At 69.7% G+C, this 20,594-nt stretch carries 27 protein-coding genes; 11 read left to right on the plus strand and 16 right to left on the minus strand.

Features of this window, described 5'->3' with window-relative positions; all coding sequences use genetic code 11:
- The first annotated feature begins 210 nt into the window (after positions 1-210).
- Positions 211-1,341 carry a glycosyltransferase family 4 protein gene (locus ACZ7OI_RS32385; RefSeq protein WP_470268056.1) on the plus strand — a complete coding sequence of 377 codons (1,131 nt, stop codon included), beginning with the start codon at positions 211-213 and terminating at the stop codon, positions 1,339-1,341.
- On the opposite strand, the gene ACZ7OI_RS32390 is transcribed toward ACZ7OI_RS32385, so the two are convergent.
- The 3 genes from ACZ7OI_RS32390 to ACZ7OI_RS32400 are packed head-to-tail and all read right to left on the minus strand — an operon-like array spanning position 1,338 to position 3,352.
- A complete protein-coding gene (locus ACZ7OI_RS32390; RefSeq protein ID WP_470267881.1) occupies positions 1,338-2,312 on the minus strand; it encodes an amidohydrolase family protein in 975 nt (324 codons plus the stop codon). The two genes, ACZ7OI_RS32385 and ACZ7OI_RS32390, sit on opposite strands and share 4 nt — an antisense overlap.
- Before the next feature lie 46 nt (positions 2,313-2,358).
- Positions 2,359-2,688 carry a hypothetical protein gene (locus tag ACZ7OI_RS32395; RefSeq protein WP_470267882.1) on the minus strand — a complete coding sequence of 110 codons (330 nt, stop codon included), beginning with the start codon at positions 2,686-2,688 and terminating at the stop codon, positions 2,359-2,361.
- A gap of 37 nt (positions 2,689-2,725) precedes the next feature.
- Positions 2,726-3,352, minus strand: coding sequence for an SRPBCC family protein (locus ACZ7OI_RS32400; protein ID WP_470267883.1), 627 nt, complete (start codon positions 3,350-3,352; stop codon positions 2,726-2,728).
- Between the two features lie 133 nt (positions 3,353-3,485).
- Here ACZ7OI_RS32400 and ACZ7OI_RS32405 point away from each other — a divergent pair, with 133 nt between their 5' ends.
- Both ACZ7OI_RS32405 and ACZ7OI_RS32410 read left to right on the plus strand, forming a co-directional pair.
- On the plus strand, positions 3,486-4,115 hold the full coding sequence (locus tag ACZ7OI_RS32405) for a TetR/AcrR family transcriptional regulator (RefSeq protein WP_470267884.1): 630 nt from the start codon (positions 3,486-3,488) through the stop codon (positions 4,113-4,115).
- 70 nt (positions 4,116-4,185) lie between these two features.
- Positions 4,186-5,049: a glycosyltransferase family 2 protein gene (locus ACZ7OI_RS32410; RefSeq protein WP_208865410.1), complete on the plus strand. Its 864-nt coding sequence runs from the start codon at positions 4,186-4,188 to the stop codon at positions 5,047-5,049.
- 170 nt (positions 5,050-5,219) lie between these two features.
- Here ACZ7OI_RS32410 and ACZ7OI_RS32415 read toward each other — a convergent pair whose 3' ends face one another.
- Positions 5,220-5,699 carry a hypothetical protein gene (locus tag ACZ7OI_RS32415; RefSeq protein WP_470267885.1) on the minus strand — a complete coding sequence of 160 codons (480 nt, stop codon included), beginning with the start codon at positions 5,697-5,699 and terminating at the stop codon, positions 5,220-5,222.
- 140 nt (positions 5,700-5,839) lie between these two features.
- Between ACZ7OI_RS32415 and manB the strand changes: the two genes are divergently transcribed.
- The gene (gene manB, locus ACZ7OI_RS32420; protein WP_470267886.1) at positions 5,840-6,919 is read left to right on the plus strand and encodes a mannose-1-phosphate guanylyltransferase; all 1,080 of its coding nucleotides are present in this window, start codon (positions 5,840-5,842) and stop codon (positions 6,917-6,919) included.
- A complete protein-coding gene (locus ACZ7OI_RS32425) occupies positions 6,919-7,812 on the plus strand; it encodes a DNA-3-methyladenine glycosylase family protein (protein WP_470267887.1) in 894 nt (297 codons plus the stop codon). The genes manB and ACZ7OI_RS32425 overlap by 1 nt, the downstream gene beginning before the upstream one ends.
- 1 nt (position 7,813) lies before the next feature.
- Here the strand turns inward: ACZ7OI_RS32425 and ACZ7OI_RS32430 are convergent, their stop codons facing one another.
- The 8 genes from ACZ7OI_RS32430 to ACZ7OI_RS32465 are packed head-to-tail and all read right to left on the minus strand — an operon-like array spanning position 7,814 to position 12,653.
- Positions 7,814-8,152 (minus strand): hypothetical protein, encoded by a 339-nt coding sequence (locus tag ACZ7OI_RS32430; RefSeq protein WP_470267888.1) that lies wholly within the window; start codon positions 8,150-8,152, stop codon positions 7,814-7,816.
- A gap of 59 nt (positions 8,153-8,211) precedes the next feature.
- Positions 8,212-8,499 carry a hypothetical protein gene (locus tag ACZ7OI_RS32435; RefSeq protein ID WP_470267889.1) on the minus strand — a complete coding sequence of 96 codons (288 nt, stop codon included), beginning with the start codon at positions 8,497-8,499 and terminating at the stop codon, positions 8,212-8,214.
- Between the two features lie 55 nt (positions 8,500-8,554).
- Positions 8,555-8,908 (minus strand): GntR family transcriptional regulator, encoded by a 354-nt coding sequence (locus ACZ7OI_RS32440; RefSeq protein ID WP_470267890.1) that lies wholly within the window; start codon positions 8,906-8,908, stop codon positions 8,555-8,557.
- A complete protein-coding gene (locus ACZ7OI_RS32445; protein ID WP_451995527.1) occupies positions 8,905-9,051 on the minus strand; it encodes an LPXTG cell wall anchor domain-containing protein in 147 nt (48 codons plus the stop codon). The genes ACZ7OI_RS32440 and ACZ7OI_RS32445 overlap by 4 nt, the downstream gene beginning before the upstream one ends.
- 9 nt (positions 9,052-9,060) lie before the next feature.
- On the minus strand, positions 9,061-9,588 hold the full coding sequence (locus ACZ7OI_RS32450) for an NUDIX hydrolase (protein ID WP_470267891.1): 528 nt from the start codon (positions 9,586-9,588) through the stop codon (positions 9,061-9,063).
- On the minus strand, positions 9,585-10,922 hold the full coding sequence (locus ACZ7OI_RS32455) for a coenzyme F420-0:L-glutamate ligase (protein WP_470267892.1): 1,338 nt from the start codon (positions 10,920-10,922) through the stop codon (positions 9,585-9,587). The genes ACZ7OI_RS32450 and ACZ7OI_RS32455 overlap by 4 nt, the downstream gene beginning before the upstream one ends.
- Positions 10,915-11,907 (minus strand): 2-phospho-L-lactate transferase, encoded by a 993-nt coding sequence (gene cofD / locus ACZ7OI_RS32460; protein ID WP_470267893.1) that lies wholly within the window; start codon positions 11,905-11,907, stop codon positions 10,915-10,917. Before cofD ends, ACZ7OI_RS32455 begins: the two co-directional genes overlap by 8 nt.
- Positions 11,904-12,653: a GNAT family N-acetyltransferase gene (locus ACZ7OI_RS32465; RefSeq protein ID WP_470267894.1), complete on the minus strand. Its 750-nt coding sequence runs from the start codon at positions 12,651-12,653 to the stop codon at positions 11,904-11,906. The genes cofD and ACZ7OI_RS32465 overlap by 4 nt, the downstream gene beginning before the upstream one ends.
- Before the next feature lie 47 nt (positions 12,654-12,700).
- On the opposite strand from ACZ7OI_RS32465, the gene ACZ7OI_RS32470 reads away from it, so the two are divergent.
- From ACZ7OI_RS32470 to ACZ7OI_RS32485, 4 genes are all read left to right on the plus strand, one after another.
- Complete coding sequence (locus ACZ7OI_RS32470; RefSeq protein ID WP_470267895.1) at positions 12,701-12,874, plus strand: hypothetical protein; 174 nt, start codon at positions 12,701-12,703, stop codon at positions 12,872-12,874.
- Positions 12,875-12,994: 120 nt separating this feature from the next.
- Positions 12,995-13,315, plus strand: coding sequence for a ferredoxin (gene fdxA / locus ACZ7OI_RS32475; RefSeq protein ID WP_009072848.1), 321 nt, complete (start codon positions 12,995-12,997; stop codon positions 13,313-13,315).
- Positions 13,312-14,400 (plus strand): succinyldiaminopimelate transaminase, encoded by a 1,089-nt coding sequence (gene dapC, locus ACZ7OI_RS32480; RefSeq protein WP_470267896.1) that lies wholly within the window; start codon positions 13,312-13,314, stop codon positions 14,398-14,400. Before fdxA ends, dapC begins: the two co-directional genes overlap by 4 nt.
- Before the next feature lie 2 nt (positions 14,401-14,402).
- Entirely contained in the window at positions 14,403-14,840 is a 438-nt protein-coding gene (locus ACZ7OI_RS32485) for a DUF3592 domain-containing protein (protein WP_470267897.1), read from the plus strand.
- Here ACZ7OI_RS32485 and ACZ7OI_RS32490 read toward each other — a convergent pair.
- Positions 14,834-15,454, minus strand: coding sequence for a TetR/AcrR family transcriptional regulator (locus tag ACZ7OI_RS32490; protein WP_470267898.1), 621 nt, complete (start codon positions 15,452-15,454; stop codon positions 14,834-14,836). The two genes, ACZ7OI_RS32485 and ACZ7OI_RS32490, sit on opposite strands and share 7 nt — an antisense overlap.
- Positions 15,455-15,541: 87 nt before the next feature.
- Between ACZ7OI_RS32490 and ACZ7OI_RS32495 the strand changes: the two genes are divergently transcribed.
- The gene (locus tag ACZ7OI_RS32495; protein ID WP_470267899.1) at positions 15,542-16,939 is read left to right on the plus strand and encodes an FAD-dependent monooxygenase; all 1,398 of its coding nucleotides are present in this window, start codon (positions 15,542-15,544) and stop codon (positions 16,937-16,939) included.
- Here the strand turns inward: ACZ7OI_RS32495 and ACZ7OI_RS32500 are convergent.
- The 3 genes from ACZ7OI_RS32500 to ACZ7OI_RS32510 form a co-directional block, all read right to left on the minus strand.
- The gene (locus ACZ7OI_RS32500) at positions 16,932-17,891 is read right to left on the minus strand and encodes a CHAD domain-containing protein (protein WP_470267900.1); all 960 of its coding nucleotides are present in this window, start codon (positions 17,889-17,891) and stop codon (positions 16,932-16,934) included. The two genes, ACZ7OI_RS32495 and ACZ7OI_RS32500, sit on opposite strands and share 8 nt — an antisense overlap.
- Before the next feature lie 99 nt (positions 17,892-17,990).
- On the minus strand, positions 17,991-18,971 hold the full coding sequence (dapD, locus tag ACZ7OI_RS32505; RefSeq protein ID WP_470267901.1) for a 2,3,4,5-tetrahydropyridine-2,6-dicarboxylate N-succinyltransferase: 981 nt from the start codon (positions 18,969-18,971) through the stop codon (positions 17,991-17,993).
- A gap of 29 nt (positions 18,972-19,000) precedes the next feature.
- Complete coding sequence (locus ACZ7OI_RS32510) at positions 19,001-19,441, minus strand: hypothetical protein (RefSeq protein WP_470267902.1); 441 nt, start codon at positions 19,439-19,441, stop codon at positions 19,001-19,003.
- A gap of 42 nt (positions 19,442-19,483) precedes the next feature.
- On the opposite strand from ACZ7OI_RS32510, the gene dapE reads away from it, so the two are divergent.
- The gene (gene dapE, locus ACZ7OI_RS32515; RefSeq protein WP_470267903.1) at positions 19,484-20,557 is read left to right on the plus strand and encodes a succinyl-diaminopimelate desuccinylase; all 1,074 of its coding nucleotides are present in this window, start codon (positions 19,484-19,486) and stop codon (positions 20,555-20,557) included.
- The last annotated feature ends 37 nt before the right edge of the window (positions 20,558-20,594 follow it).

The following is a 20,594-nucleotide window of genomic DNA, read 5'->3' on the forward strand; positions in this document are numbered from 1 at the left end:
GCGTCGTCTGGCGGAGGCCGCGTGGGCCGGGCATCGGCGGGCGAGCTGACAGTCAGGCAGAACCTCCGAGGTCACACGGTCGGGTGAACCCAGACGGGTGAGCGCAGGTGGGCGAGGTCTGTCAGCCCCGGAGTTGGCGGCAGTTTGCCGGTTCCTGACCTGTGCGGTGGGTGATCGCCGTACGCTGCACTCGTGACCGGTGATCCCCGTGTGCTGATCGACGCGACCGCGGTGCCCGCGGATCGGGGCGGGGTCGGCCGATACGTGGACTCGCTCGTCGGCGCGCTCGACCAGGACGGGGCCCGGTTGACGGTGGTCTGCCAGCCGCGCGACCTGCCGTTGTACGACCAGCTCGCGCCCAACTCCCGGATCGTCGCCGCGTCGCCCGCGACCTCGACGCGCACCGCGCGGCTGACCTGGGAGCAGGCCACTCTGCCGCGGCTCGTGCGCCGGCTCGCCGCCGACGTCGTGCACTCGCCGCACTACACGATGCCGCTCGGCAGCGGGGCCGCTTCGGTGGTCACGTTGCACGACGCCACGTTCTTCACCGACGCGGTCCTGCACTCGTCGGTCAAGGCCCGTTTCTTCCGCGCCTGGACCACCACGGCGCTTCGGCGGGCGACACTCTGCGTAGTTCCCAGTCACGCGACAGCGGTAGAACTGGCGCGAGTGAGCCCGGTGCGGCGCGCGGAGTTGGAGATCATCCATCACGGCGTCGACAGCGAACGGTTCCACCCGCCGTCCCCGGAGGAGATCGCGGCGGCGCGGAAGGCGGTCGGGCTTGGAGCGACGCCGTATATCGCGTTCCTGGGGGCGCTCGAACCGCGGAAAAACGTGCCCGCGCTGATCCGCGGGTACGCCCGCGCGGTCGCCGGGCAGCGAGACGCCCCGGCCCTCGTGCTCGCCGGGCAGCCCGGCTGGGACACCCAGGTGGAGCGCGCGCTGGACGCGGTGCCGCACCGGCTTCGGGTGATTCGTGCCGGGTACCTGCCGTTCGGCACGCTCGCCGGATTCCTTGGCGGAGCGGAACTCGTGGCGTACCCGAGCCTTGGCGAAGGTTTCGGGCTGCCGGTCCTCGAAGCGATGGCCTGCGGCGCTGCGGTACTGACCACGCGCCGTCTTTCGTTGCCGGAAGTCGGCGGCGACGCGGTGGCGTACTGCGGGGTCGGGGCGGGCGATGTCGCCGCGGCGTTGACGGAATTGCTGGCCGATCCGTCGCGTCGCTCAGTGCTGGCTTCCGCGGCGCAGCGGCGCGCCAAGGAATTCTCGTGGACGACAACGGCGGATCGGCACCGCGAGGCTTACGGAAAAGCCTGGCACCAGCATTTGCGCAATCGTTAGCGGAGGCGGTAAAGGGCTTCCGCGTTGGCGTGCGCGATCTTTTCCCGGTCTTCCTGGTTCGGCACTTGCTCCAGGAATTCCGTGATGGCCGCGGCCTTGATCTGATGGAACGGATAATCGCCGGACAGCAGAATCCGGTCGGCGGTCGTGTATTCGAGTGCGTTGCGCAGCATTCGCGGGACTAGCATTCCGCTGGTCGCCAGGTGAATGTTGGTGCGGAAGTACTCGGAGACGCGACGTTCGAGATGCGTGGCCGTGTGCGACAGGCTGTCGATGCGGTCGAGCGCGAACAGGACCACCTCGCCCCAGTGGCCGAGGACGACTTGCAGCTCCGGGTGGCGGTCGAACGTTCCGCGCAGGATCAGCCGGATGACGGCGAGCCCGGCCTCGTAGTGCCAGCCGAGGCCGTAGGTGGCCAGCCCGAGGTTGAGTTCCGGGCTGAATCCGCTGTACGAAGCCTGCCGCACTGACTCCACCGGGATCTGCGGGTGGACGAAAACCGGCCGCCCGAGCGCGGCGGCCGCGCCGAGCAGTTCGTCGTACGCGGGATCGTCGAGGGGGCGATCGCCGCTGCGGCCGTACGACATGATTCCGACGTGCGCTGGATCTTTCGCGGTCCGGTGCAGTTCGGCGAGCGCGGAGTCCGGATCGGACATCGGCAGCGTTGTCATGGCCCGGAAGCGATCGGGGTGCTTCGCGACGGCCTCGCTGGCGAGATCGTTCGCCTCGCGACTCAGCTCGATGCCTTGCGGCACTGGGCATCCGTGTGTTCCCGGCGGCGCGATCGAGAGGATTTGGACGTCGATGCCCGCCTCGTCCATCCACGCGACGCGCTGGTCGCCGATGTCGAGCAGGCGTTCGGTGAGGTCGCCCCGGTCGTTGTGCGCGATGCTGGGATCGCCGGATTCGGTGCGCAGCATCCGGTCGATGCCGGGGGTGGTCCAGTGCTCCTCGATGGCGACGGTTTTCATCGGCCTCCTCGTCAGGGCTGGTGGTTTCGAGATTACCAGTTTTCCGTTAACGCACTTCCGGCGTTGCGCGGAAGTGGTGCGCGATAGCGACGGCGACTCCGCTCGCGACGAAGAATGCGGTGACCGCCGGATTCATGGATTTAGACAAACTGGGCGCGCTTTCCGGACTTAACGCCCAGAGCGCGAGGACTCCGAGATAGACCGCGGCCAGTCCGGCCGACCACCAGCGCAGGGCGCGCGGCTGGGAATTGCGCAGGCTGGAGACGACGAGTGCGATCAGCGGGATGCCGGAGAGCAATGCGAACTGCCCGAGAACGAGGGCGGGCACGGACCATGCGGTGATCAGGACGGGCAATGAGGCACGGGATGCGGTCATGACGATTCTCCTTCGCGGGGTTGTGGCGGGGTTGCGGTCAGTGGCGGCAGTGGGCTTCGGCGGCGGTCTTCAGATCGGCGAGCCACAGGTCCAGTCCCGGAGCGAGGTACTTGATCGCGGTGGCCGGGTCGGCCTCGATCTGCGGCCCGGTCCAGCTTTCTTCGGTGCGCACGACGACTCCGCCGCGCACCGGGACGAAATTCCAGACGTGCGTCCCCTTGTCGATCCGCAGGCCCTGGCCGATCGCGGGGCCGGACCAGCGGATGCACTGGCCGGGCTTGACCTGGTGGACGGTCGACGTGATGACCAGCGTGGTGGCCGGCGTCGACGGCGTGGCCGGGGCGGGCGTGGTCCAGCGGAACTGCGAACCGGGGTGCAGCCTGCCCGGGTCGAGGCGCTTCATGCTCGTGACCGGCTTCTGCCAGTACGGCCAGCTTTCGACGTCCGTGTGCAGCCGCCACACGGTGCTCAGCGGGGCCTTGACAAAGGTCTCCGCGCGGTGGTGGAGCTGGGCCGTCCGGTCGATGCCTTTTCCTTGGCAGGTAAGGGAATCCGGGTGCGCGGTCGCGGCTTGGGCGGGTGCGGCGCCCAGCAGCCCGGCGGCGATCGGAAGCGCGAGGAGGGCGGCGCGCAGGCTGCGACGGCGGGGCTTGGTGTCCGACATTGGTGAACTCCATTAGCGGTAGTTAATGACCTTAACTCTGATTAAGACCGTACAACCTCGCCCTCGTGAACGTCAATAGCGGAAGTGAAGGGGCTTAACTACACTGGACGGAGAGAGCGAAGGGGAACGGCCGATGACCGAACAGGCACCGCGGGAGCGTTACCGCGAGCAGGTGCGCGAGGAGATCAAGCAGCACGCGCGGAACCAGATCGCCGAGGCGGGGCTGCCGGCGTTGTCGCTGACCGCGATCGCCAAGCAGATGAGCATGACCGTGCCCGCGCTGTACCGGTACTACCGCGGCCGGGACGAGCTGATCACCGCGCTGATCCGGGACGCGTTCCGCAGCCTCGCCGACACCGTCCGGGCGGCGGCGGATTCCGGCGCGGACCTGCTGGCCCTGGCGCACGTCATCCGGGACTGGGCCAAGGCCGATCCGCAGCGCTACTTCCTCATCTACGGCACGCCGGTGCCCGGCTACCACGCGCCGCCGGACACGACGGCGATCTCCGGCGAGGTCATGGAGGTCCTGATCGAGGTGAACTCGGGGCCGGGCGAACCGGCGTCGGCGTTCCGCGCGCACCTCGAAACCCATCGCGAGTGGGCGGGGGACGACAGCGTCGATACCGACGCGCTGCACCGCGCCCTGTCCTTCTGGACCCGGCTGCACGGGGTGCTGTCGCTCGAACTGGCCGGCCACTTCACCGGGATGAAGTTCGACCCGGCCCTGCTGATCGACGACGAACTTGCCGGGCTGAAGGCGTAATCGGGAGTGACTGCGGGTGACCGGTTCGGTGGGCTGACGTAGCCGTCCGTGAGCAGTGGACAATGGCGCGGTGACTGAGCAGCGCACGTATGGTGACCGCGTCGGCGTCGTGACCGTGACGTACTTCCCCGGCGAAACGCTCGAGAAGTTCCTCGACACGCTCGACAAGGCGACTGACCGCGACGTCCACGTCGTCGTCGCCGACAACGCGTCCACCGACGGCGCTCCGGAGAAGGCCGCCGAACGCGAGAACGTGACGCTCGTCAGCATCGGCGAGAACGTCGGCTACGGGACGGCTGCCAACCGCGGCGTCGCGGCGCTCGACGACAGCTACGGCTGGGTCGTCGTGGTCAATCCGGACCTCGAATGGGAGCCGGGTTCGCTCGACGCGCTGATCGAGGTCGCCGGGCGCTGGCCGCGCGGGGCCGCGTTCGGGCCGTTGATCCACGACCTCGACGGGACCGTCTACCCGTCCGCACGGCTGCTGCCGTCGTTCGGACGCGGGATCGGGCACGCGGTGTTCGGCAAGGTCTGGCCGGGCAACCCGTGGACGCGCGAATACCGCCAGGAGAACGCCGCGCCGACCGAGCGCACGTCCGGCTGGCTGTCCGGCTCCTGCCAGCTCTTCCGGCGCGAGGCGTTCGACTCCGTCGGCGGCTTCGACACCCGCTACTTCATGTACTTCGAGGACGTCGACCTCGGCGACCGGCTCGCTAAGGCGGGCTGGCAGAACGTCTACGCCCCGTCGTCGAGCGTGATGCACATCGGCGGCCACTCGACGGCGCGCGCGTCGGCGAAGATGCTGCGCGCGCACCACGCGAGCGCCTACCGCTACCTCGCCGACCGGCACCAGGGGCTGTTGTGGAAGCCGGTGCTGGCGGCGGTGAAGCTCGGGCTGGCGCTGCGCGTGAAGCTGGAGACCCGCAAGGGCTGAGGGTCCGCAAAGGACAGCCGGGCAGCCGGCGTGCCTTCGCGGCCGTGCGGATGCTCAGCAGCCGCAACACTTTGCGGTAGTAAAGATCGCTCGCGGGAGACACGACCTCCCGCACGGGAAGCCTCCCCGGGCAATCCGGGCAACCCGGACCGGGGGAGGCCCCGCGCGGATCACAGTCCGTCGAGCCGCCGGGACAGGTTGGACCGTCCGCTGTTCTGCTTCACCGTCGGGACCAGGCCGGTCATTTCTTCCTCGGCCGGTTCCTTCAGCGGGCTCGCCACCGGCTTCGCCTGCGGGCGCGGGACCAGCGGCGTCGTCGTCTGCGGACCGGCCGGGCTCGGCACCGTCGGCTGCGGCAAGGTGTTCTGCGGGCCCGGGACCTCGAGCGGCCGCGTCGGCGTCGGCTGGGCCAGCGGATGCGGCGACGGCTGGGTCTGCGCGCCGCGGGCCAGCGGATGGTCGTTCTCTTCGATCAGCGACGCGGGCAGCTGCGTCGTGGTGTCGGGGTCCAGCCCGGAGACCACCGCTCTGGAGATCTGCTGCGTGCTGGAGGAATCCATCGGAGACGTCATGTTGTCCGGCGTCACCACGAAGGCGCCGCGGGATCGTGCGCGTGCGAGCAAAGCGTCCGCGCGATCGCGGGGGTCCATTCCCCTCGGCCTCCCGACTGACCCGGGGCCTCTGGGGAAAGGCCCGCCTGTTTCCTGTCTAGGGTAGGCCCTCGGGGCCCGCGCCGCCCACGTTTCCCGCGGCTTGTCGCTCAGCGGTGCGTGATACAAAGGAGATTTCTGTGACGTCCGAGGTCGAGGTCGACGCCGTCGTACTGGTCGGCGGCCAGGGCACGCGGCTGCGCCCGCTCACGCTGTCCGCGCCGAAGCCGATGCTGCCGACGGCGGGCACGCCCTACCTGAGCCATCTGTTCTCCCGCATCCGCGCGGCCGGCATCCGGCACGTGGTGCTCGGCACGTCGTACCGCGCCGAGGTGTTCGAGGAGTACTTCGGCGACGGATCCGCGCACGGCCTCGAGCTCGAGTACGTGGTGGAGGACGAGCCGCTCGACACCGGCGGCGCCATCCGCAACGTCTACGAACGGCTGCGCGCGGACCACGCGATCGTCTTCAACGGCGACATCCTCTCCGGCGCTGATCTTCACGCCCAGCTGCGCACCCACCTCGACTCCGGCGCGGACGTCACGCTTCATCTGCAGCGCGTCCCCGACCCGAGCCGCTTCGGTTCGGTGCCGACCGACCCCGACGGACGCGTCACCGCTTTCCTGGAGAAAACGCCGAACCCGCCGACGGACCAGATCAACGCCGGTTGCTACGTCTTCCGCCGTCCGGTGATCGAGACCATTCCGGCGGGGCGGCGGGTGTCGGTCGAGCGCGAGACGTTCCCAGGGCTTCTCGAGAATGGCGCGCATCTGCACGGATTTGTCGACTCTTCGTACTGGCTCGACGTCGGCACCCCGGAAGCCTTTGTCCGCGGCAGCGCCGATCTGGTGCGCGGCGTCGCGCCCACGTCCGCGCTGGCCGGGCCGACCGGCGATTCTCTCGTGCTGGACGCGGCTTCCATCTTCACCGGAGCGAAGCTCACCGACGGCACGACGATCGGTGCGCGAGCCATCGTCGGGAAGGGCGCCACGGTGTCCGGCTCGGTGGTATTCGACGACGCGGTGATCGGCCCGGACGCGATTGTGGAGAATTCGGTGCTGGGCCGCGGAGCTCAGGTCGGCGAGGGCGCGGTGCTGCGCGGCGTGGTGCTCGGCGACGGCGCGTCGGTGGGGGCTCGCTGCGAACTGCTCGACGGCGTGCGGATCTGGCCCGGAGTTTCGGTGCCGGACGGCGGCATCCGGTTTTCGAGCGACGCGTGATGGAGTGGCGTCCGGGGTTTCCGGTGGACCTGGCCGAGGTGCTGGGTCCGCTGAGCCGTGGGCGCGGTTCGCTGAACTTCCGGCGCGACCGCGGCGTCTGGTGGCTGGCCGCGAACACGCCCGGCGGCAAGGGAACGCTGGCGCTGCTGCACCGGCCGGACGGGGTCGTCGAGGCCGAGGCTTGGGGCGACGGCGCGGATTTCCTGCTTGAGGGCGTACCCGCGCTGCTGGGCGCGGACGATGACGACACCGGATTCGTCGCGCACCACGACGTGATCGCGCAAGGCCGCCGCGACGCGCCCGGGCTGCGGCTCGGCTCGACCGGTCGGGTGTGGGACGCGCTGGTGCTGGCGATCCTGGAACAGAAGGTGAGCGGCAAGGAAGCGATCCGGTCGTGGGCGGAGCTGTGCCGGTGGTTCGGCACGCGCGCGCCCGGCCCGGGGCCGGATTTCCTGCGGGTGCCGCCGGATCCGGACGCCATTCGGTCCATTGTGGACTGGAACTGGCACAGGATCGGCGTGGACCTCAAGCGCCGCACGGCGTTGATCGAGGCGGCCCGGGTGGCTCCGCGGCTGGAGGAAGCGGTGCGGCTGCGCGGGGTCGAAGGGCGCGCGTGGCTGCGGAAGGTGCGGGGCATCGGCGTGTGGACGGCGGCGGAGATCGCCCAGCGCGCGTGGGGCGACCCGGACGCGGTCAGCTTCGGCGACTACAACATCCCGGCGATGGTCGGGCACACGCTGCTCGGACGGAAGATCGACGACGAGGAGATGGCGCGGGTGCTCGCGCCGTACGCTCCGCAACGGCAGCGCGCGATCCGGTATCTGGGCGCCGCGGGGGCTCGGAAGCCGAGGTTCGGGCCGCGGATCGAGCTGCGGGACTACCGGGCGATGTGAGTCAGCGCGGCGGGTACGGGTTCTGCGACTGCGGCGGGACGCCGGGCGGCGGCGGGTACTGGCCTGGCTGCTGGCCGGGTCCCGGCGGCGGGTACTGGGGCGGGTACTGCTGACCGGGCTGCTGCGGGCCTGGCGGGGGATAGCCCTGCTGGCCGGGGTTGTTCTGGGCGGGATAGCCCGGATAGGGCGGACCGGCTGGGGGATAGCCCTGCTGCGGCGGGAAATAGCCCGGCGGCGGGCCTTGCTTCCGCCGGGACGAAGCCCGCACCGCGGCCACGATCGCGACCACCAGGCCGGCTAGCAGCAGCAGGATGATGAGATGCCAAGGCTGCAAAGCCACGGTGAAGACCCTCCCCTGGTCGAGGCTTTATCGTAGGACGGCTCAGCCGGGAAAGTGAGTCAGCCCTGCGGGTTTTGCGGCGGGTACTGCTGGCCGGGATGCGGCGGATACTGCTGCTGGCCGGGCTGCTGCGGGTACTGCTGCTGCGCACCCGCCTGCGGGTACTGTCCCTGCGGCGGAAACTGCTGCTGCGGCTGCTGACCATACGGCGCGCCCGGCCCCTGCTGTCCCGGATACTGCCCCGGCCCGGCCTGCGGAGGCTGCTTAGGCCGCCCCACCGTGAATTTCAGGACCAGGACGACCACCAGCAACAGGATCAGCGCGCCCGGCAGGACGAGGTTCAGCATGAATTTCCCATCGAGTCGGGCACGGACAAAACCACATGCTAATTCCTCGCCGCGATCAGCGCAGGGCAGCTGCCGCGATCGCCACGCCTTGTTCGGCCGACAAACCCAGCCCCCGGATGACCTCGGCGTACGTGGCCGCGGCGGCTTGCGCGCGCGACAGCGTCTCGTCGCCGGTCGCGCCGACGAAAGTGCCTGCTCTGCCTCGGGTTTCCAGCAGACCGGCTTCCTCGAGTTCGCGGTATGCGCGCGCCACGGTGTTCGGCGCGATGCCCAGGTCCGCGGCAAGTCCGCGCACCGTAGGGAGTTTCGTGCCGACAGCAAGGGTGCCGTCGTTGATCTGGTTCGCCAGCGAGGTCCGGACCTGTTCGAACGGCGGGACAGCCGAAGCCGGGTCGTAGCTGATGCTCATCGTTGCCGCCGTTTCTTCCGGATGCTCACCACAATGCCCAGCGCCAGCAGTGCGAACGCCACCGCGAAGCCGATCAGCACCACCCATCCGCTGATGGCGACGCCGGTGTCGCCCGGGTGCAGGTGGGGTCGCGCCAGGTCCATGCGCCCAGGTTAACGGGCCGCCGCGATCAGTTCGGCCAGATCTTCCGAACCCGCGGGCAGCGCGTCGACCGGCCACCAGCGCAGGTCGTCGGATTCCTCGCTGCGCACCGGTTCCGCGCCGGGCGGGGCGTGCACGGCGTACCGGACGTCGAAATGCCGCGTGGGGACGCCGAGCGAGCAGGTGATCGGGTGGACGTCCAGGTGCACCGGCGTTTCCCCGATCACCAGGCCGTTCATGCCGGATTCCTCGGTCGCCTCGCGCAGGGCGGCTTCGGACAGCGACGCGTCCGCCGGTTCGCAGTGCCCGCCGAGCTGCAGCCAGCGGCCGACGCGCGGGTGCAGGGTCAGCAGGACCTGCGTGCCGGTCGAGTCGAGGACTACCGCGGACGCGGTCAGGTGCCCGGCCTCGCAGGAGCGCTGGCAAGTGTCCGGACGCGACGCCAGGAATCCCAGAAACGCTTGCCGCAGCGACTCTTGCGCCGGGGCCTCGGGCTTCCAGTCGGTCAGCGTGGCGAGGGCGGAGGCGTGCAGGGTCATCGTTCGATCAGCCAATCGCCGGTGGTGAGCGGTCCGCGCGGGGGAGCGGGTTCGGCCGGGTGCCCGATCGCGACCGCGCCGAGCGGGTGCCACTGGTCGTCCAGGTCCAAAGTGGACCGGACGAGGTCGGCGGCGAAGATGGTCGAGCCGATCCAGCACGAGCCGAGGTCCTCGGCGGCCAGCGCGACCAGCAGACCCTGCACCGCGGCGCCGGCGGCGACGGTGAACATGGTGCGCTCGTGCCGGTTTCGCCGGTCGTCGCGATAGGTGTGCGCGCCTTCGGGGAGCAGGAACGGGATCACGAGTTCCGGCGCGCGGTAGAGAATGTCGCCGCGGGAGAGGCGTTTCGCGATCTGTTCGGGAGTGAAACCGTCGCTGGTCAGATCGGCTTCCCAGGAGGAGCGCATCGCGTCGAGGAGTTTGCGGCGCAGGCCTTCGTCGCGCAGCCAGATGAATCGCACGGGGTGCGTGTGGTGCGGCGCGGGCGCGGTGAGCGCGGCCGCGACGGCGCGACGCATTGCCTCGGGATCCACTGGGTCGTCGCTGAATTGCCGGACGGAACGCCGGTGCGGGACCGCTTCCCGACGGCCCTGCGCGATGGATTCGTTGGTGCCCAAGCGAAAGAGGTCGACCTCGATCGGGCGGATCAGGTCGCGGGCGGTGGAACCGTCGTCGTGGATCTGCAGTCCGCGCACGACCGCCACCGGCAATCCGCCGAGCTTGCCCTTCACCAGATCCGCGGCGGCGGCGATCTCGTCCGCGATCGCGATTTCCGTAACGGCCAGCTCGTTGCCCTGCGAATCGATCTGTCCGGCGTACCCGTGCAGCACGCGCAGGCCGGACGCGCCGATCGCGGCGTCCGTCTGGCCGACCCGCCAGGCCCTGCCCATGGTGTCGGTGACGACCACGGCCACCTCGACGCCCAGCCGTTCCCGCAAACCGTTGCGCAGAGCCAAAGCGGACGCATCTGGGTCGGCGGGCAGCAACGCGACCTCGTCGCCGCGCACGTTCGACGCGTCGATCCCGGACGCCGCCTGCACGATGCCCAGGTTGTTCTCGGTGATCAGCGTGCGCGCGATCCGGGCGACCACCCGCACCGATTCTTCCTCGACCAGCTTGCGCCGGGCCGCGTCGCGCTCCTCGGGATCGCTCGGCACGCGTACCAAGCGCCCCTCGATCTTCGAGAAAGCCTTGCTGGTCACCACGACGACGTCGCCGGAACGCAGCCACGGCGCGGCGGCCACGATCGCCCCGGTCAGGTCGTCGCCGGGACGGAACTCCGGCAAACCCGGGACCGGCAGGATCTCGATCTTCTGGGAAGCGTGGTCAGTCAAGAGAGACTCCCGCTACGTCGAGCGCCGCGCGGACCATGTCCGCCGTCGCGTCCACATCGGACATCAGCAGCGGTACCGCGCGCACGCCCACGCCGGGCACCGTGACCTCGTGATCCTCCGGCGCGACGAGCCACCCGTCGAGCACGCCGCCGTCGGAACGCGCACCGTAATGCCGGCCGACCGCCTCCGCGGAGGTCTCCACGCCGATCGCGGTGAGGCACGCGTCGGCCATGCCGCGCAACGCTTTCCCGCCGATGATCGGCGACACCCCGACGACCTTCGCGCGGGATTTCCGCAGCGCGTCGCGCACCCCGGGCACCCCGAGCGTCGTGCCGACCGACACGACCGGGTTCGACGGCGCGAACAGCACGACGTCCGCCTCGGCCAGCGCGTCGAGCACGCCGGGGCCGGGCTTGGCCTCGTCGTTGCCGACCGCGACGATCGAATGCGCCGGAACGCTCGCCCGGTAACGCACCCACCACTCCTGGAAGTGCACGGCCTTCTGCTGGTCCGGCTGCTCCGGATCGTCGATCACGACGTGCGTCTCGACCCGGTCGTCCGACATCGGCAGCAGCCGCACGCCGGGCTGCCAGCGATCGCACAGCGCCTCGGTGACCTGGGACAGCGGATAGCCCGCGCGCAGCATCCGCGAGCGGATCAGGTGCGTCGCGATGTCCTTGTCGCCGAGCCCGAACCAGGTCGGCTCCGCGCCGTAGGCGGCGAGTTCCTCCTTGACCGTCCAGGTCTCGCCCGCGTGGCCCCAGCCGCGTTCGGAGTCGATGCCGCCGCCGAGGGTGTACATGCAGGTGTCGAGATCCGGGCAGATGCGCAGGCCGTGCATCCACACGTCGTCGCCGGTGTTCACCAGCGCGGTGATCTCGTGCGGGGACTCGCCCGCGCCGATCGCGGGAAGTCCGAGTGCGGTCTTGACCCCGAGCAGGAAGCGGGCGCCGCCCACCCCGCCAACCAGTACGACGATCTTCACGACTGGCGATCCTCGCACGTCCGCGGCGCCGGGCCCCAGTACCGGTACCTGTGGTGCTCCGAACAGCCCAGCGCGGAATACAACGCGAGTGCGCCGGTGTTGCCCACCGCCACCTGCAAGACCCAGTTTTCGGCTCCGTGCGCGCGGCCCCAGTCCGCGAGCGCGTGCAGCACCGTCGTGGCCAGTCCGCGGCGGCGAAACGCCGGTGCGACCGCGAGACGGGAGACGTGCAGCCAGTCGTCCACGATCGCACCGCGCACCGCGCCCGCGGTGGTTCCGTCGGCCAGAACCACGCCGTAGCCGACCTTTCCGGTGGTCACGACGTGCCACTGGGCGGAACTGGGCTCGGTGGTGTTCTCGGCCAACTCCCACCATTCCGGCGTCGCCTGGTCGAGGACCTCAGCGCCGCGCGAAGGCCCGGACGGCAGCGGACCGGTCAGCACCGACACCTGGTGCCCGGCGGCGTGCTCGACCTGCTCGCGCCAGCCCGCCGCGGCCACCTCGCGCTCCAGTTCGCTGTCTTCCAGCACCTGGACGGCGGGCGGAATGCCGCGGGCGTGGGCGAAGTCACATACGGCTTCGAGCGCGTCCGGGAGGGGACGGCCGGGGTCGCCGACGGCGAGTGTGCTGTTCGCGCGCCCGGTGAAGCCGTCCGCCCAGCGCAAAGTCCATTCTCCGAGCGGCTCCTCGACCACCGCCGGCCATGCTTTCGCGCACACGATTTCGAGCTTTTCCCGGGAGTTCACGGTTAGATTGTGACGGAGAGACCTGTCCCGTTCCGCAGGAGAACCCCATGAGCTACGCGCGCAAGGACGACCGGCACAACGACGAGCTTGTCGACGAGATCGCCGATGGCTTCAAGCGGACTCTCGAGGAGAAACGCGAGGACGGCAAGCCCGCCGCCGCCTCGTTCACGATTACCGGCGATGCCCGGAACGCGCCGAAACCGCGTCGCCGGGACCGCTGAGCGGCGCGGATCCGCCCCGTTTCCAGGGGTGGGATAAGGGTCGCCTAACCACCACCGGGGGCCGGGGAAGCGCGTAATGTCCGCACCGACCGGCCCAGCAGGAGAAGCCAGGAGTACGCAGTGACCTACGTGATCGCCGAGCCCTGCGTCGACGTGCTCGACAAGGCGTGTATCGACGAGTGCCCCGTGGACTGCATCTACGAGGGCGAGCGGATGTTGTACATCCACCCGGACGAGTGCGTCGACTGCGGCGCCTGCGAGCCGGTCTGCCCGGTCGAGGCCATCTACTACGAGGACGACGTCCCGGACAACTGGTCCGACTACACCAAGGCGAACGTCGACTTCTTCAACGAGCTGGGCTCGCCCGGCGGCGCTTCCAAGGTCGGCAAGACCGCGCACGACCCGGGGTTCATCAAGGCTCTGCCCCCGCAGGGCGAATGACCCGGCTGCCCGACTTCCCCTGGGATTCGCTCGCCGAGGTCAAGGCCCGCGCGCAGGCGCACCCCGGGGGCATTGTCGACCTCTCCGTCGGCACGCCCGTCGATCCGGTGCCGGACTCGATCCGCGCCGCGCTCGCGTCGGTGTCGGAGATCCCCGGCTACCCGGCCACGCACGGCACGCCTGAGCTGCGCGAAGCGGCCGTGACGGCGCTGCAGCGGCGGTACGGGATCACCGGCGTCGAGCCGGACGCCGTGCTGCCGACGATCGGTTCGAAAGAGGCGGTGGCCTGGCTGCCGCGGCTGCTCGGCTTCGGGCCGGGCGACGTGGTGGTCATCCCGGAGCTGGCGTACCCGACGTACGAGGTCGGCGCGCTGCTGGCGGGTGCCGAGGTGGTGCGCGCGGACGGGCTGACCCAGCTCGGCCCGCGCCGCCCGGCGATGATCTGGCTGAACTCGCCGTCGAACCCGACCGGCCGCGTGCTCGGCGTCGACCACCTGCGCAAGGTGGTCGAATGGGCGCGCGAACGCGGCACCGTCGTGGTGTCCGACGAGTGCTACCTCTCGCTCGGCTGGGAGGCGGAACCGCTGTCGGTGCTGCATCCGTCCGTCCACGGTGGACAGACGGACGGCCTGCTCGCGGTGCATTCGCTGTCCAAGTCGGCGAACCTCGCCAGCTACCGCGCCGGATTCGTGACGGGCGATCCCGCACTGGTGAAAAACCTGCTGGAGGTGCGCAAGCACGCCGGCATGATCGTGCCGCGGCCGGTGCAGCAGGCGATGGTGGCCGCGCTGACGGACGACGAAGCCCTTGCCGCGCAACGTGAACGTTACCGGGCGCGCCGGGTCGTGCTGCGGAAAGCGTTGCAGGACAGCGGGTTTGAGATCACCTACTCCGAGGCTGGACTGTATCTCTGGGCCACGCGCGGGGAATCCGCTCAGGCCACCGTGGAATGGCTTGCCGAGCGCGGGATTCTGGTCGCGCCGGGCACGTTCTACGGGCCTGCGGGCAAGGAGCACGTGCGGGTCGCGCTGACGTCGACGGACGAGCGCATCGAGGCGGCTGCGGAGCGGCTGGCGCAAGGCTGACCGTGTCCCGAATCCTCACAATCGCCGGACTCGTGCTGCTCGCGATCGCGGGGCCGGCGCTGCTGGTGCTCGGCAGTGTCCTGAACAACCGGGACAACACGTTGCGGGCGCAGGGAACGCACGCGCCCGGGGTGATCGTCCAGTTCTCCGACGCGATGAGCGCGCGGCACCGGAAACTCGAGGTGCGCTACACCGACGAGGCCGGGACTGAGCACCAGGTCGAGGCCGCCGCCGGGTCCGACCAGCATCCGAAATCCGGCGATCCGGTCGAGGTCGTCTACGACGCGGCGCAGCCGGGCCGGGCGCTGGTGACCGGATACGAGACTTCGAACGTCGCGGTGCTGGGCATCGGGACGGTGCTGACGCTGCTGGACGTGGGCTTCCTGCTGATGGTGCTGATCGGGCGGCGTCGGCGGAAGAAGCGGCGGGTCGCTCAGTAGTCGCGCCCGGTGAAGCCGCGGTAGATGAACCGCGTCAGTGCTTCCACCGCTTCCTCGTCGGACGGCTGATTCCAGCCCGCGGGCGGCGGGGTCAGCAGCCACATCTGCGCGAAGTTGTCGACCAGCTGGTACATCATCGCGATGGTGAGCTGAGTGCTCGCCGGGAGTCGCAAACCGGCCGCGGTGACGTGTCCCAGGTGGCTCTCGACGTCTGAGGCCTGAGTGGCGCCGAAATTCGCATACGCGGCGGCGAAGTCTTCGTTCACCATCGCCGCCTGGCGCAGCGCGAGCATCGTGGGCGCGTTGGCGCGGTAGAAGTCCCAGTACTGCCGCACGTGCCAGCGGACCGCGGCCGGATCGCTGAAATCGGACAGATGGTCCTCGGCCGTGGCCTGCCGGTCGCCGTCCTCGGCCAGGTCGGCCAGCAGAGCGAGCAGCAGTTCTTCCTTGCCCGCGAAGTGGTTGTAGAACGACCCCGCAGCGCGGCCGGCTTCCTTGGTGATGTCGGTGATCTTCGTGTTCAGGTAGCCCTTGGCCGCGAACACGCGCTTGGCCGCTTCCTTCAGCGCCGTTTCCGTTTCGGCGGCTTTGTCCTTGCGGCTCGTCGCCGTCATCCGGCACCTCCCTTGACTCGAACGCTATCAGCGGGCATTCTGAATCTAAATTCACTGAATGATAATTCACCGAGAGGGGCGAGGGACATGACGGTACTGGTGGCGGGAGCGGGCCCGACCGGGCTCACGCTGGCGATCGAGCTGGCGCGGCGCGGGGTCGGCGTGCGGGTGGTGGAGAAGGCGGAACAGTACTTCGCCGGTTCGCGCGGGGACGGGCTGCAGCCGCGCACGATGGAGGTTTTCGAGGATCTGGGCGTGCTGGACGCGGTGCTCGCCGCGGGCGCGCCGCCGTATCCGATGCGGGTGCACCTCGACGGGGAGTTCGCCATGACGCGGTGGATGGCCGAGCCGGTCGAGCCGACGCCGGCGGTGCCGTACCCGACCGCCTGGTTCCTCGGGCAGTCGCAGACCGAGGGGATCCTGCGGGACCGGCTGGCCGAGTTCGGCGTGCGGGTGGAGCTGAACACCGCGCTGACCGGCTTCACGCAGGACGACGAGGGCGTCACCGCCGAACTGTCGACCGGGGAGACGGTGCGGGCGGAGTATCTGGTCGGCGCGGACGGCGGGAAGAGCTTCGTCCGCAAAGCGCTGGGGATCGCCTTCGAGGGGACCACCGACGAATCGATCCGGCTGCTGCTGGGCGACGTCTCGGCGGAGGGGCTCGACCACGATTCGGGGTACTGGTTCGCGACGGCGGACGAGCCGATGTCCGGCGTCGCGTTCACGCCGCTCGCGGGGACGCCGTACTTCCAGTTCTCCTCCCCGCTCGGCGACGGCGACGCGGAGACCTCGCTGAGCGCGTTGCAGGCGCATCTGGACCGGGTGTCCGGCGGCGGGATCCGGCTGCTCGACCTGGCGTGGTCCACGGTGTGGCGGCCGAATATCCGGCTGGCCGCGGCATTCCGGAAGGGCCGGGTGTTCCTCGCCGGGGACGCCGCGCACGTACACCCGCCGACGGGAGGGCAGGGGCTGAACACCGGCGTGCAGGACGCGTACAACCTCGCCTGGAAGCTCGCCGACGGATCGCCTGCGCTGCTGGACAGCTACGAGGCGGAACGGCGCGCGGTCGCGGCGCGGGTGCTGGGGGTGAGCAGTGCGTTGCTGGAGAAGTACAAGGAGGGTGCGGACGACGCGCACGAGCGCGGTCCGGAGACTCAGCAGCTTGACCTGACTTACCGGGGCGGGCCGCTGTCGTCGGTTGGTACGGGTGCGTTGCGGCCGGGGGATCGGGCGCCGGACGCGCCGCTGGTCGACGGGAATGGCAAGAGCGTGCGGCTGTTCGAGCTGTTCCGGGGTCCACATGCGACAGAACTGGTGTTCGGCGAGGGAGAGCTGGGGACGGAACATCCGGCGTATCGGATTTTGCCGCAGGGGTCGACGGGGGAATTGGTCGACGCGGGCGGGCACGCGTATGCGGCGTATGAGGGTGCGCCGGGCAAGCGGGTGCTGGTGCGGCCGGACGGGTACGTCTGGTCGGTCAAATGACCGCGTGCTCGGCCTTTTCGATGCGATGCCAGACATCAAGCCAGGCAGCCCGGGCTCGCGCGCGCTTGGCCAGCTCGTGCTCGACAATCCGGCCGGCTACGAAGCCGATCTCCGCGTCCGCGTTGGCCAGTGCGCCGCGCACCTTCTCGGCGGCGTAGACCGCGTCCTGGTGATCGCCTAGGACGGTCTGGAATTTGCGGGTCGCCTTGATCAATTCGGACAGCTTCTCGGCCTGTTTCTTCTTCGCCGCCGAGCGGGCCAATTCGGCGGTGTAGCGCAGTTTCTTGCCGTGGATGCGCAGCGCGTGCAGGTCGTCGTCCGGCGGGTTCGGCGGAAGGGCGGCGACCGCGCGGGAGAGCTTTCGGTACGGCTTCCGCACGTCGGCGGCCAACTTGGGCTTCTCGGACGGAGTCTCGTCGATCTCGTGCTCGGCGGTGCGGGACAGCTGGGCGATGCTTTGCAGCAGGGTCGCGTACCGCGGGCTCGACAGCGCCCGGTTCAGCCGGCGGCGTGCGGTGGTGCGTTCGGCGACGAAGCGGGACACCAGCCGTCGCCCGGCGGCCTGGTCGCGGACGTCGAAGCCGGCGATCACCTCGCGCAGGTGGCCGATCAGCACGTCGTAATCGCGGACTTCCCCGAGGACCTGGCCCAGCCAGCCGAGATCGGCGCGCACCGGTTCCGCGGTCGCCCCGACCAGCGCGCTGGACGATTTCAGCACGCTCCGCATCCGCCGTTGCGCCACCCGCATCTGGTGCAGTTCCTCCGGATCGGCACCGGCCCGGGTGCCGGGTTCGCGGGACAGCAGTTCGCGCAGTTCGTGGTCGAGTTTGGCGCGCACGTGCGCGGCCGCCGGTGCCTCGGGTCCCGCTTTCGCCGGTTCGGCGGGGAGCCCGAGTGCGGCCGGCGTCGTCGGTTCCGGAGTACGGCGGCGGCTGGTCGCTTCGGAAGTCACCTGGTTAATGGTAGGTGAACAACGAGCGGATAGGAGTCCGCCGAAACAGCGAGAGGGTGCGTTCCCGTCGCCGGGAAGCGCACCCTCTCGAAGGCTGGATCAGTTGGCGTGCAGTGCTTCGTTCAGCTTGATGCCGACGCCGCCGCGCGGCACGACCTCGACCGCGCCGGTCGCCGAGTTGCGCCGGAAGACCGCGCCGGAGATGCCGGACAGCTCGCGCGCCTTGACCGTCTTGCCGTCGACCTCGACCTTGGTGCCCGCGGTGATGTACAGCCCGGCCTCGATCACCGAATCGTCGCCGAGGGAGATGCCCGCGCCGCCGTTCGCGCCGATCAGGCAGCGCTCGCCGATCGAGATCACCTCGGTGCCGCCGCCGGACAGCGTGCCCATGATCGACGCGCCGCCGCCGACGTCGCTGCCGTCGCCGACCACCACGCCCGCCGAGATGCGGCCTTCGACCATCGACGCGCCGAGCGTGCCCGCGTTGTAGTTCACGAAGCCCTCGTGCATCACGGTGGTGCCGGATGCGAGGTGCGCGCCGAGGCGCACGCGGTCCGCGTCGGCGATGCGGACGCCGGTCGGCAGGACGTAGTCGACCATCCGCGGGAACTTGTCCACGCCGTACACGGCGACCGCGCCGCGCGAACGCAGCCGCAGCCGGGTCTGTTCGAAGCCCTCGACCGGGCAGGGGCCGTGGCTCGTCCACACGACGTTGGCCAGCAGGCCGAAGATGCCGTCGAGGCTCTGCTCGCGCGGCCGGACCAGCCGGTGCGACAGCAGATGCAGGCGCAGGTAGACGTCGTGGGCATCGGCGGGCGCGGTGGCAAGGCTGCCGATCGTGACGCGCACCGCGACGACTTCGACACCTCGGTCGTTGTCCGGGCCGAGCAGCGCCGCCGCCGACTCGCCGAGCAGCTCGGTGGTCTGCTCCGCGGTCAGCCGTTCGGTGCCGCTGGTGCCTGCGTCGACCAGCTTCGGGTGCGGGTACCAGGTGTCCAGCACGGTCCCGTCGGACGTGACGGTAGCCAGCCCGACGCCGACGGCGCCGGTCGTTTCGGGGTCAGGGGTCTGCTCGCTCACGCTGGTCACGGTAGCCGAAGCGGGCCGGATCAACCTGTGGTGGCCAGCTGGTTCACCTTTTGCTTGACCTCGGTCAGCGCGGTCGAGATGGAGACGAGCGCCTGCGTGCACTCCCCGCCCGGCGAGGGGACGGTGGTGCAGCCTGCCTGGCGGAACGCACCGACCGCCTGGTCGATCGCGGTCGCGTCGCGGTCGAGCGGCTGGTTGACCGTCTTGCCCGCTTTCGCCAGCTTGTGCACCGAACCGGCGGTGTTGCCGACCTCGGTGACGTATTTCTCACAGCCCTTGGGCAGCTGGGTCTGCGGGCCGGTGAAGCAGGCGTCGGCCGAGAGCGCCTCGAGCTTGGTCGGCAGGGCGTCCGGACCCGGATCGCCGGCTCCCGGGCGGGCCTTGGGCCCGGCCTCGGTACCGCAGCCGGTGAGGACGAGGGCTAGGACGCCGAGAGCGACCAGGGAGCTTCGCGTGCGCACGTCCTCACGGTAGCCCCCGTCCTGGCTGGGTACGGTGCCGGTATGACCTCCCTTGACCTGCGCGCCGATCCGGCCGAGCTCACCGCTGCCCTTGTGGATGTGTTCAGCGTCTCCGGGGAGGAGGGGAAGCTCGCGGACTTGGTGCAGGCCGCGCTTGCTGAGCAGGCTCCGCATTTGGAGGTTGTGCGGAATGGGGATGCTGTTCTTGCCCGGACTAATCTGGGGCGGGCTTCCCGGGTGATTCTTGCGGGGCATTTGGATACTGTTCCGGAGAATTCCAATTTGCCTTCTCGTCGTACTGGGGCTGGGGACGACGAGGTGTTGCACGGGCTGGGGTCGGTGGATATGAAGGGTGGGGATGCGGTGTTCTTGCATCTCGCCGCGACCTTGCCGGAGCCTCGGCACGATGTGACGTTTGTGTTTTATGACAACGAAGAGGTTGAGGCTGTTCGGAATGGGCTTGGGCGGATTGAGCGGGAGTTGCCGGGGTGGCTCGTTGCTGATCTGGCCATTGTGGGGGAGCCGTCCAATGGGGTGATTGAGGCTGGGTGTCAGGGGACGTTGCGGGTTGAGGTTCGGACGTCTGGGGTTCGGGCGCATACGGCTCGGGCTTGGATGGGGGTCAACGCAATTCATGCGTTGGGGGAGCCGTTGCGGCGGTTGGAGTCTTATGCGCCGCGGGTGGTGGAGATTGATGGGCTGACTTATCGGGAAGGGTTGCAGGCTACTGCGATTTCCGGTGGGGTGGCTGGGAATGTGGTGCCGGATTCGGCTGTGTTGACGGTGAATCATCGGTTTGCGCCGGATCGGGGGGCGGGGGAGGCTGAGGCTCATGTGCGTGAGGTTTTTGACGGGTTTGATGTGACGTTGGTGGATATGTCGCCTGGGGCGTTGCCGGGGTTGTCGGCGCCTGCTGCGGCGGAGTTGGTGGCGGCGGCTGGGGGGAAGGCTGCGGCGAAGTTGGGGTGGACGGATGTGGCTCGGTTTGCCGCGTTGGGGATGCCTGCGGTGAATTTCGGGCCTGGGGATCCTACTTTGGCGCATACTCAGCAGGAGAATGTTCGGGTGGGGGAGATTCGGGGGGTGGCGGAGGTTTTGAGGCGGTTCCTTAGCTGAGGGGCGGCTCGTCGCCTGGGGGCGACATTGCGCCCGA

Source organism: Amycolatopsis sp. NPDC114503 (assembly GCF_055633655.1).

What these genes read in the sequence shown, in the direction of transcription:
- ACZ7OI_RS32390 (WP_470267881.1), bottom strand. Translation starts at nt 2,312, where the DNA reads ATGAAAACCGTCGCCATCGAGGAGCACTGGACCACCCCCGGCATCGAC.
- ACZ7OI_RS32395 (WP_470267882.1), bottom strand. Translation starts at nt 2,688, where the DNA reads ATGACCGCATCCCGTGCCTCATTGCCCGTCCTGATCACCGCATGGTCC.
- ACZ7OI_RS32400 (WP_470267883.1), bottom strand. Translation starts at nt 3,352, where the DNA reads ATGTCGGACACCAAGCCCCGCCGTCGCAGCCTGCGCGCCGCCCTCCTC.
- ACZ7OI_RS32405 (WP_470267884.1), top strand. Translation starts at nt 3,486, where the DNA reads ATGACCGAACAGGCACCGCGGGAGCGTTACCGCGAGCAGGTGCGCGAG.
- ACZ7OI_RS32415 (WP_470267885.1), bottom strand. Translation starts at nt 5,699, where the DNA reads ATGGACCCCCGCGATCGCGCGGACGCTTTGCTCGCACGCGCACGATCC.
- ACZ7OI_RS32425 (WP_470267887.1), top strand. Translation starts at nt 6,919, where the DNA reads ATGGAGTGGCGTCCGGGGTTTCCGGTGGACCTGGCCGAGGTGCTGGGT.
- ACZ7OI_RS32435 (WP_470267889.1), bottom strand. Translation starts at nt 8,499, where the DNA reads ATGCTGAACCTCGTCCTGCCGGGCGCGCTGATCCTGTTGCTGGTGGTC.
- ACZ7OI_RS32440 (WP_470267890.1), bottom strand. Translation starts at nt 8,908, where the DNA reads ATGAGCATCAGCTACGACCCGGCTTCGGCTGTCCCGCCGTTCGAACAG.
- ACZ7OI_RS32445 (WP_451995527.1), bottom strand. Translation starts at nt 9,051, where the DNA reads ATGGACCTGGCGCGACCCCACCTGCACCCGGGCGACACCGGCGTCGCC.
- ACZ7OI_RS32450 (WP_470267891.1), bottom strand. Translation starts at nt 9,588, where the DNA reads ATGACCCTGCACGCCTCCGCCCTCGCCACGCTGACCGACTGGAAGCCC.
- ACZ7OI_RS32470 (WP_470267895.1), top strand. Translation starts at nt 12,701, where the DNA reads ATGAGCTACGCGCGCAAGGACGACCGGCACAACGACGAGCTTGTCGAC.
- dapC (WP_470267896.1), top strand. Translation starts at nt 13,312, where the DNA reads ATGACCCGGCTGCCCGACTTCCCCTGGGATTCGCTCGCCGAGGTCAAG.
- ACZ7OI_RS32490 (WP_470267898.1), bottom strand. Translation starts at nt 15,454, where the DNA reads ATGACGGCGACGAGCCGCAAGGACAAAGCCGCCGAAACGGAAACGGCG.
- ACZ7OI_RS32495 (WP_470267899.1), top strand. Translation starts at nt 15,542, where the DNA reads ATGACGGTACTGGTGGCGGGAGCGGGCCCGACCGGGCTCACGCTGGCG.
- dapE (WP_470267903.1), top strand. Translation starts at nt 19,484, where the DNA reads ATGACCTCCCTTGACCTGCGCGCCGATCCGGCCGAGCTCACCGCTGCC.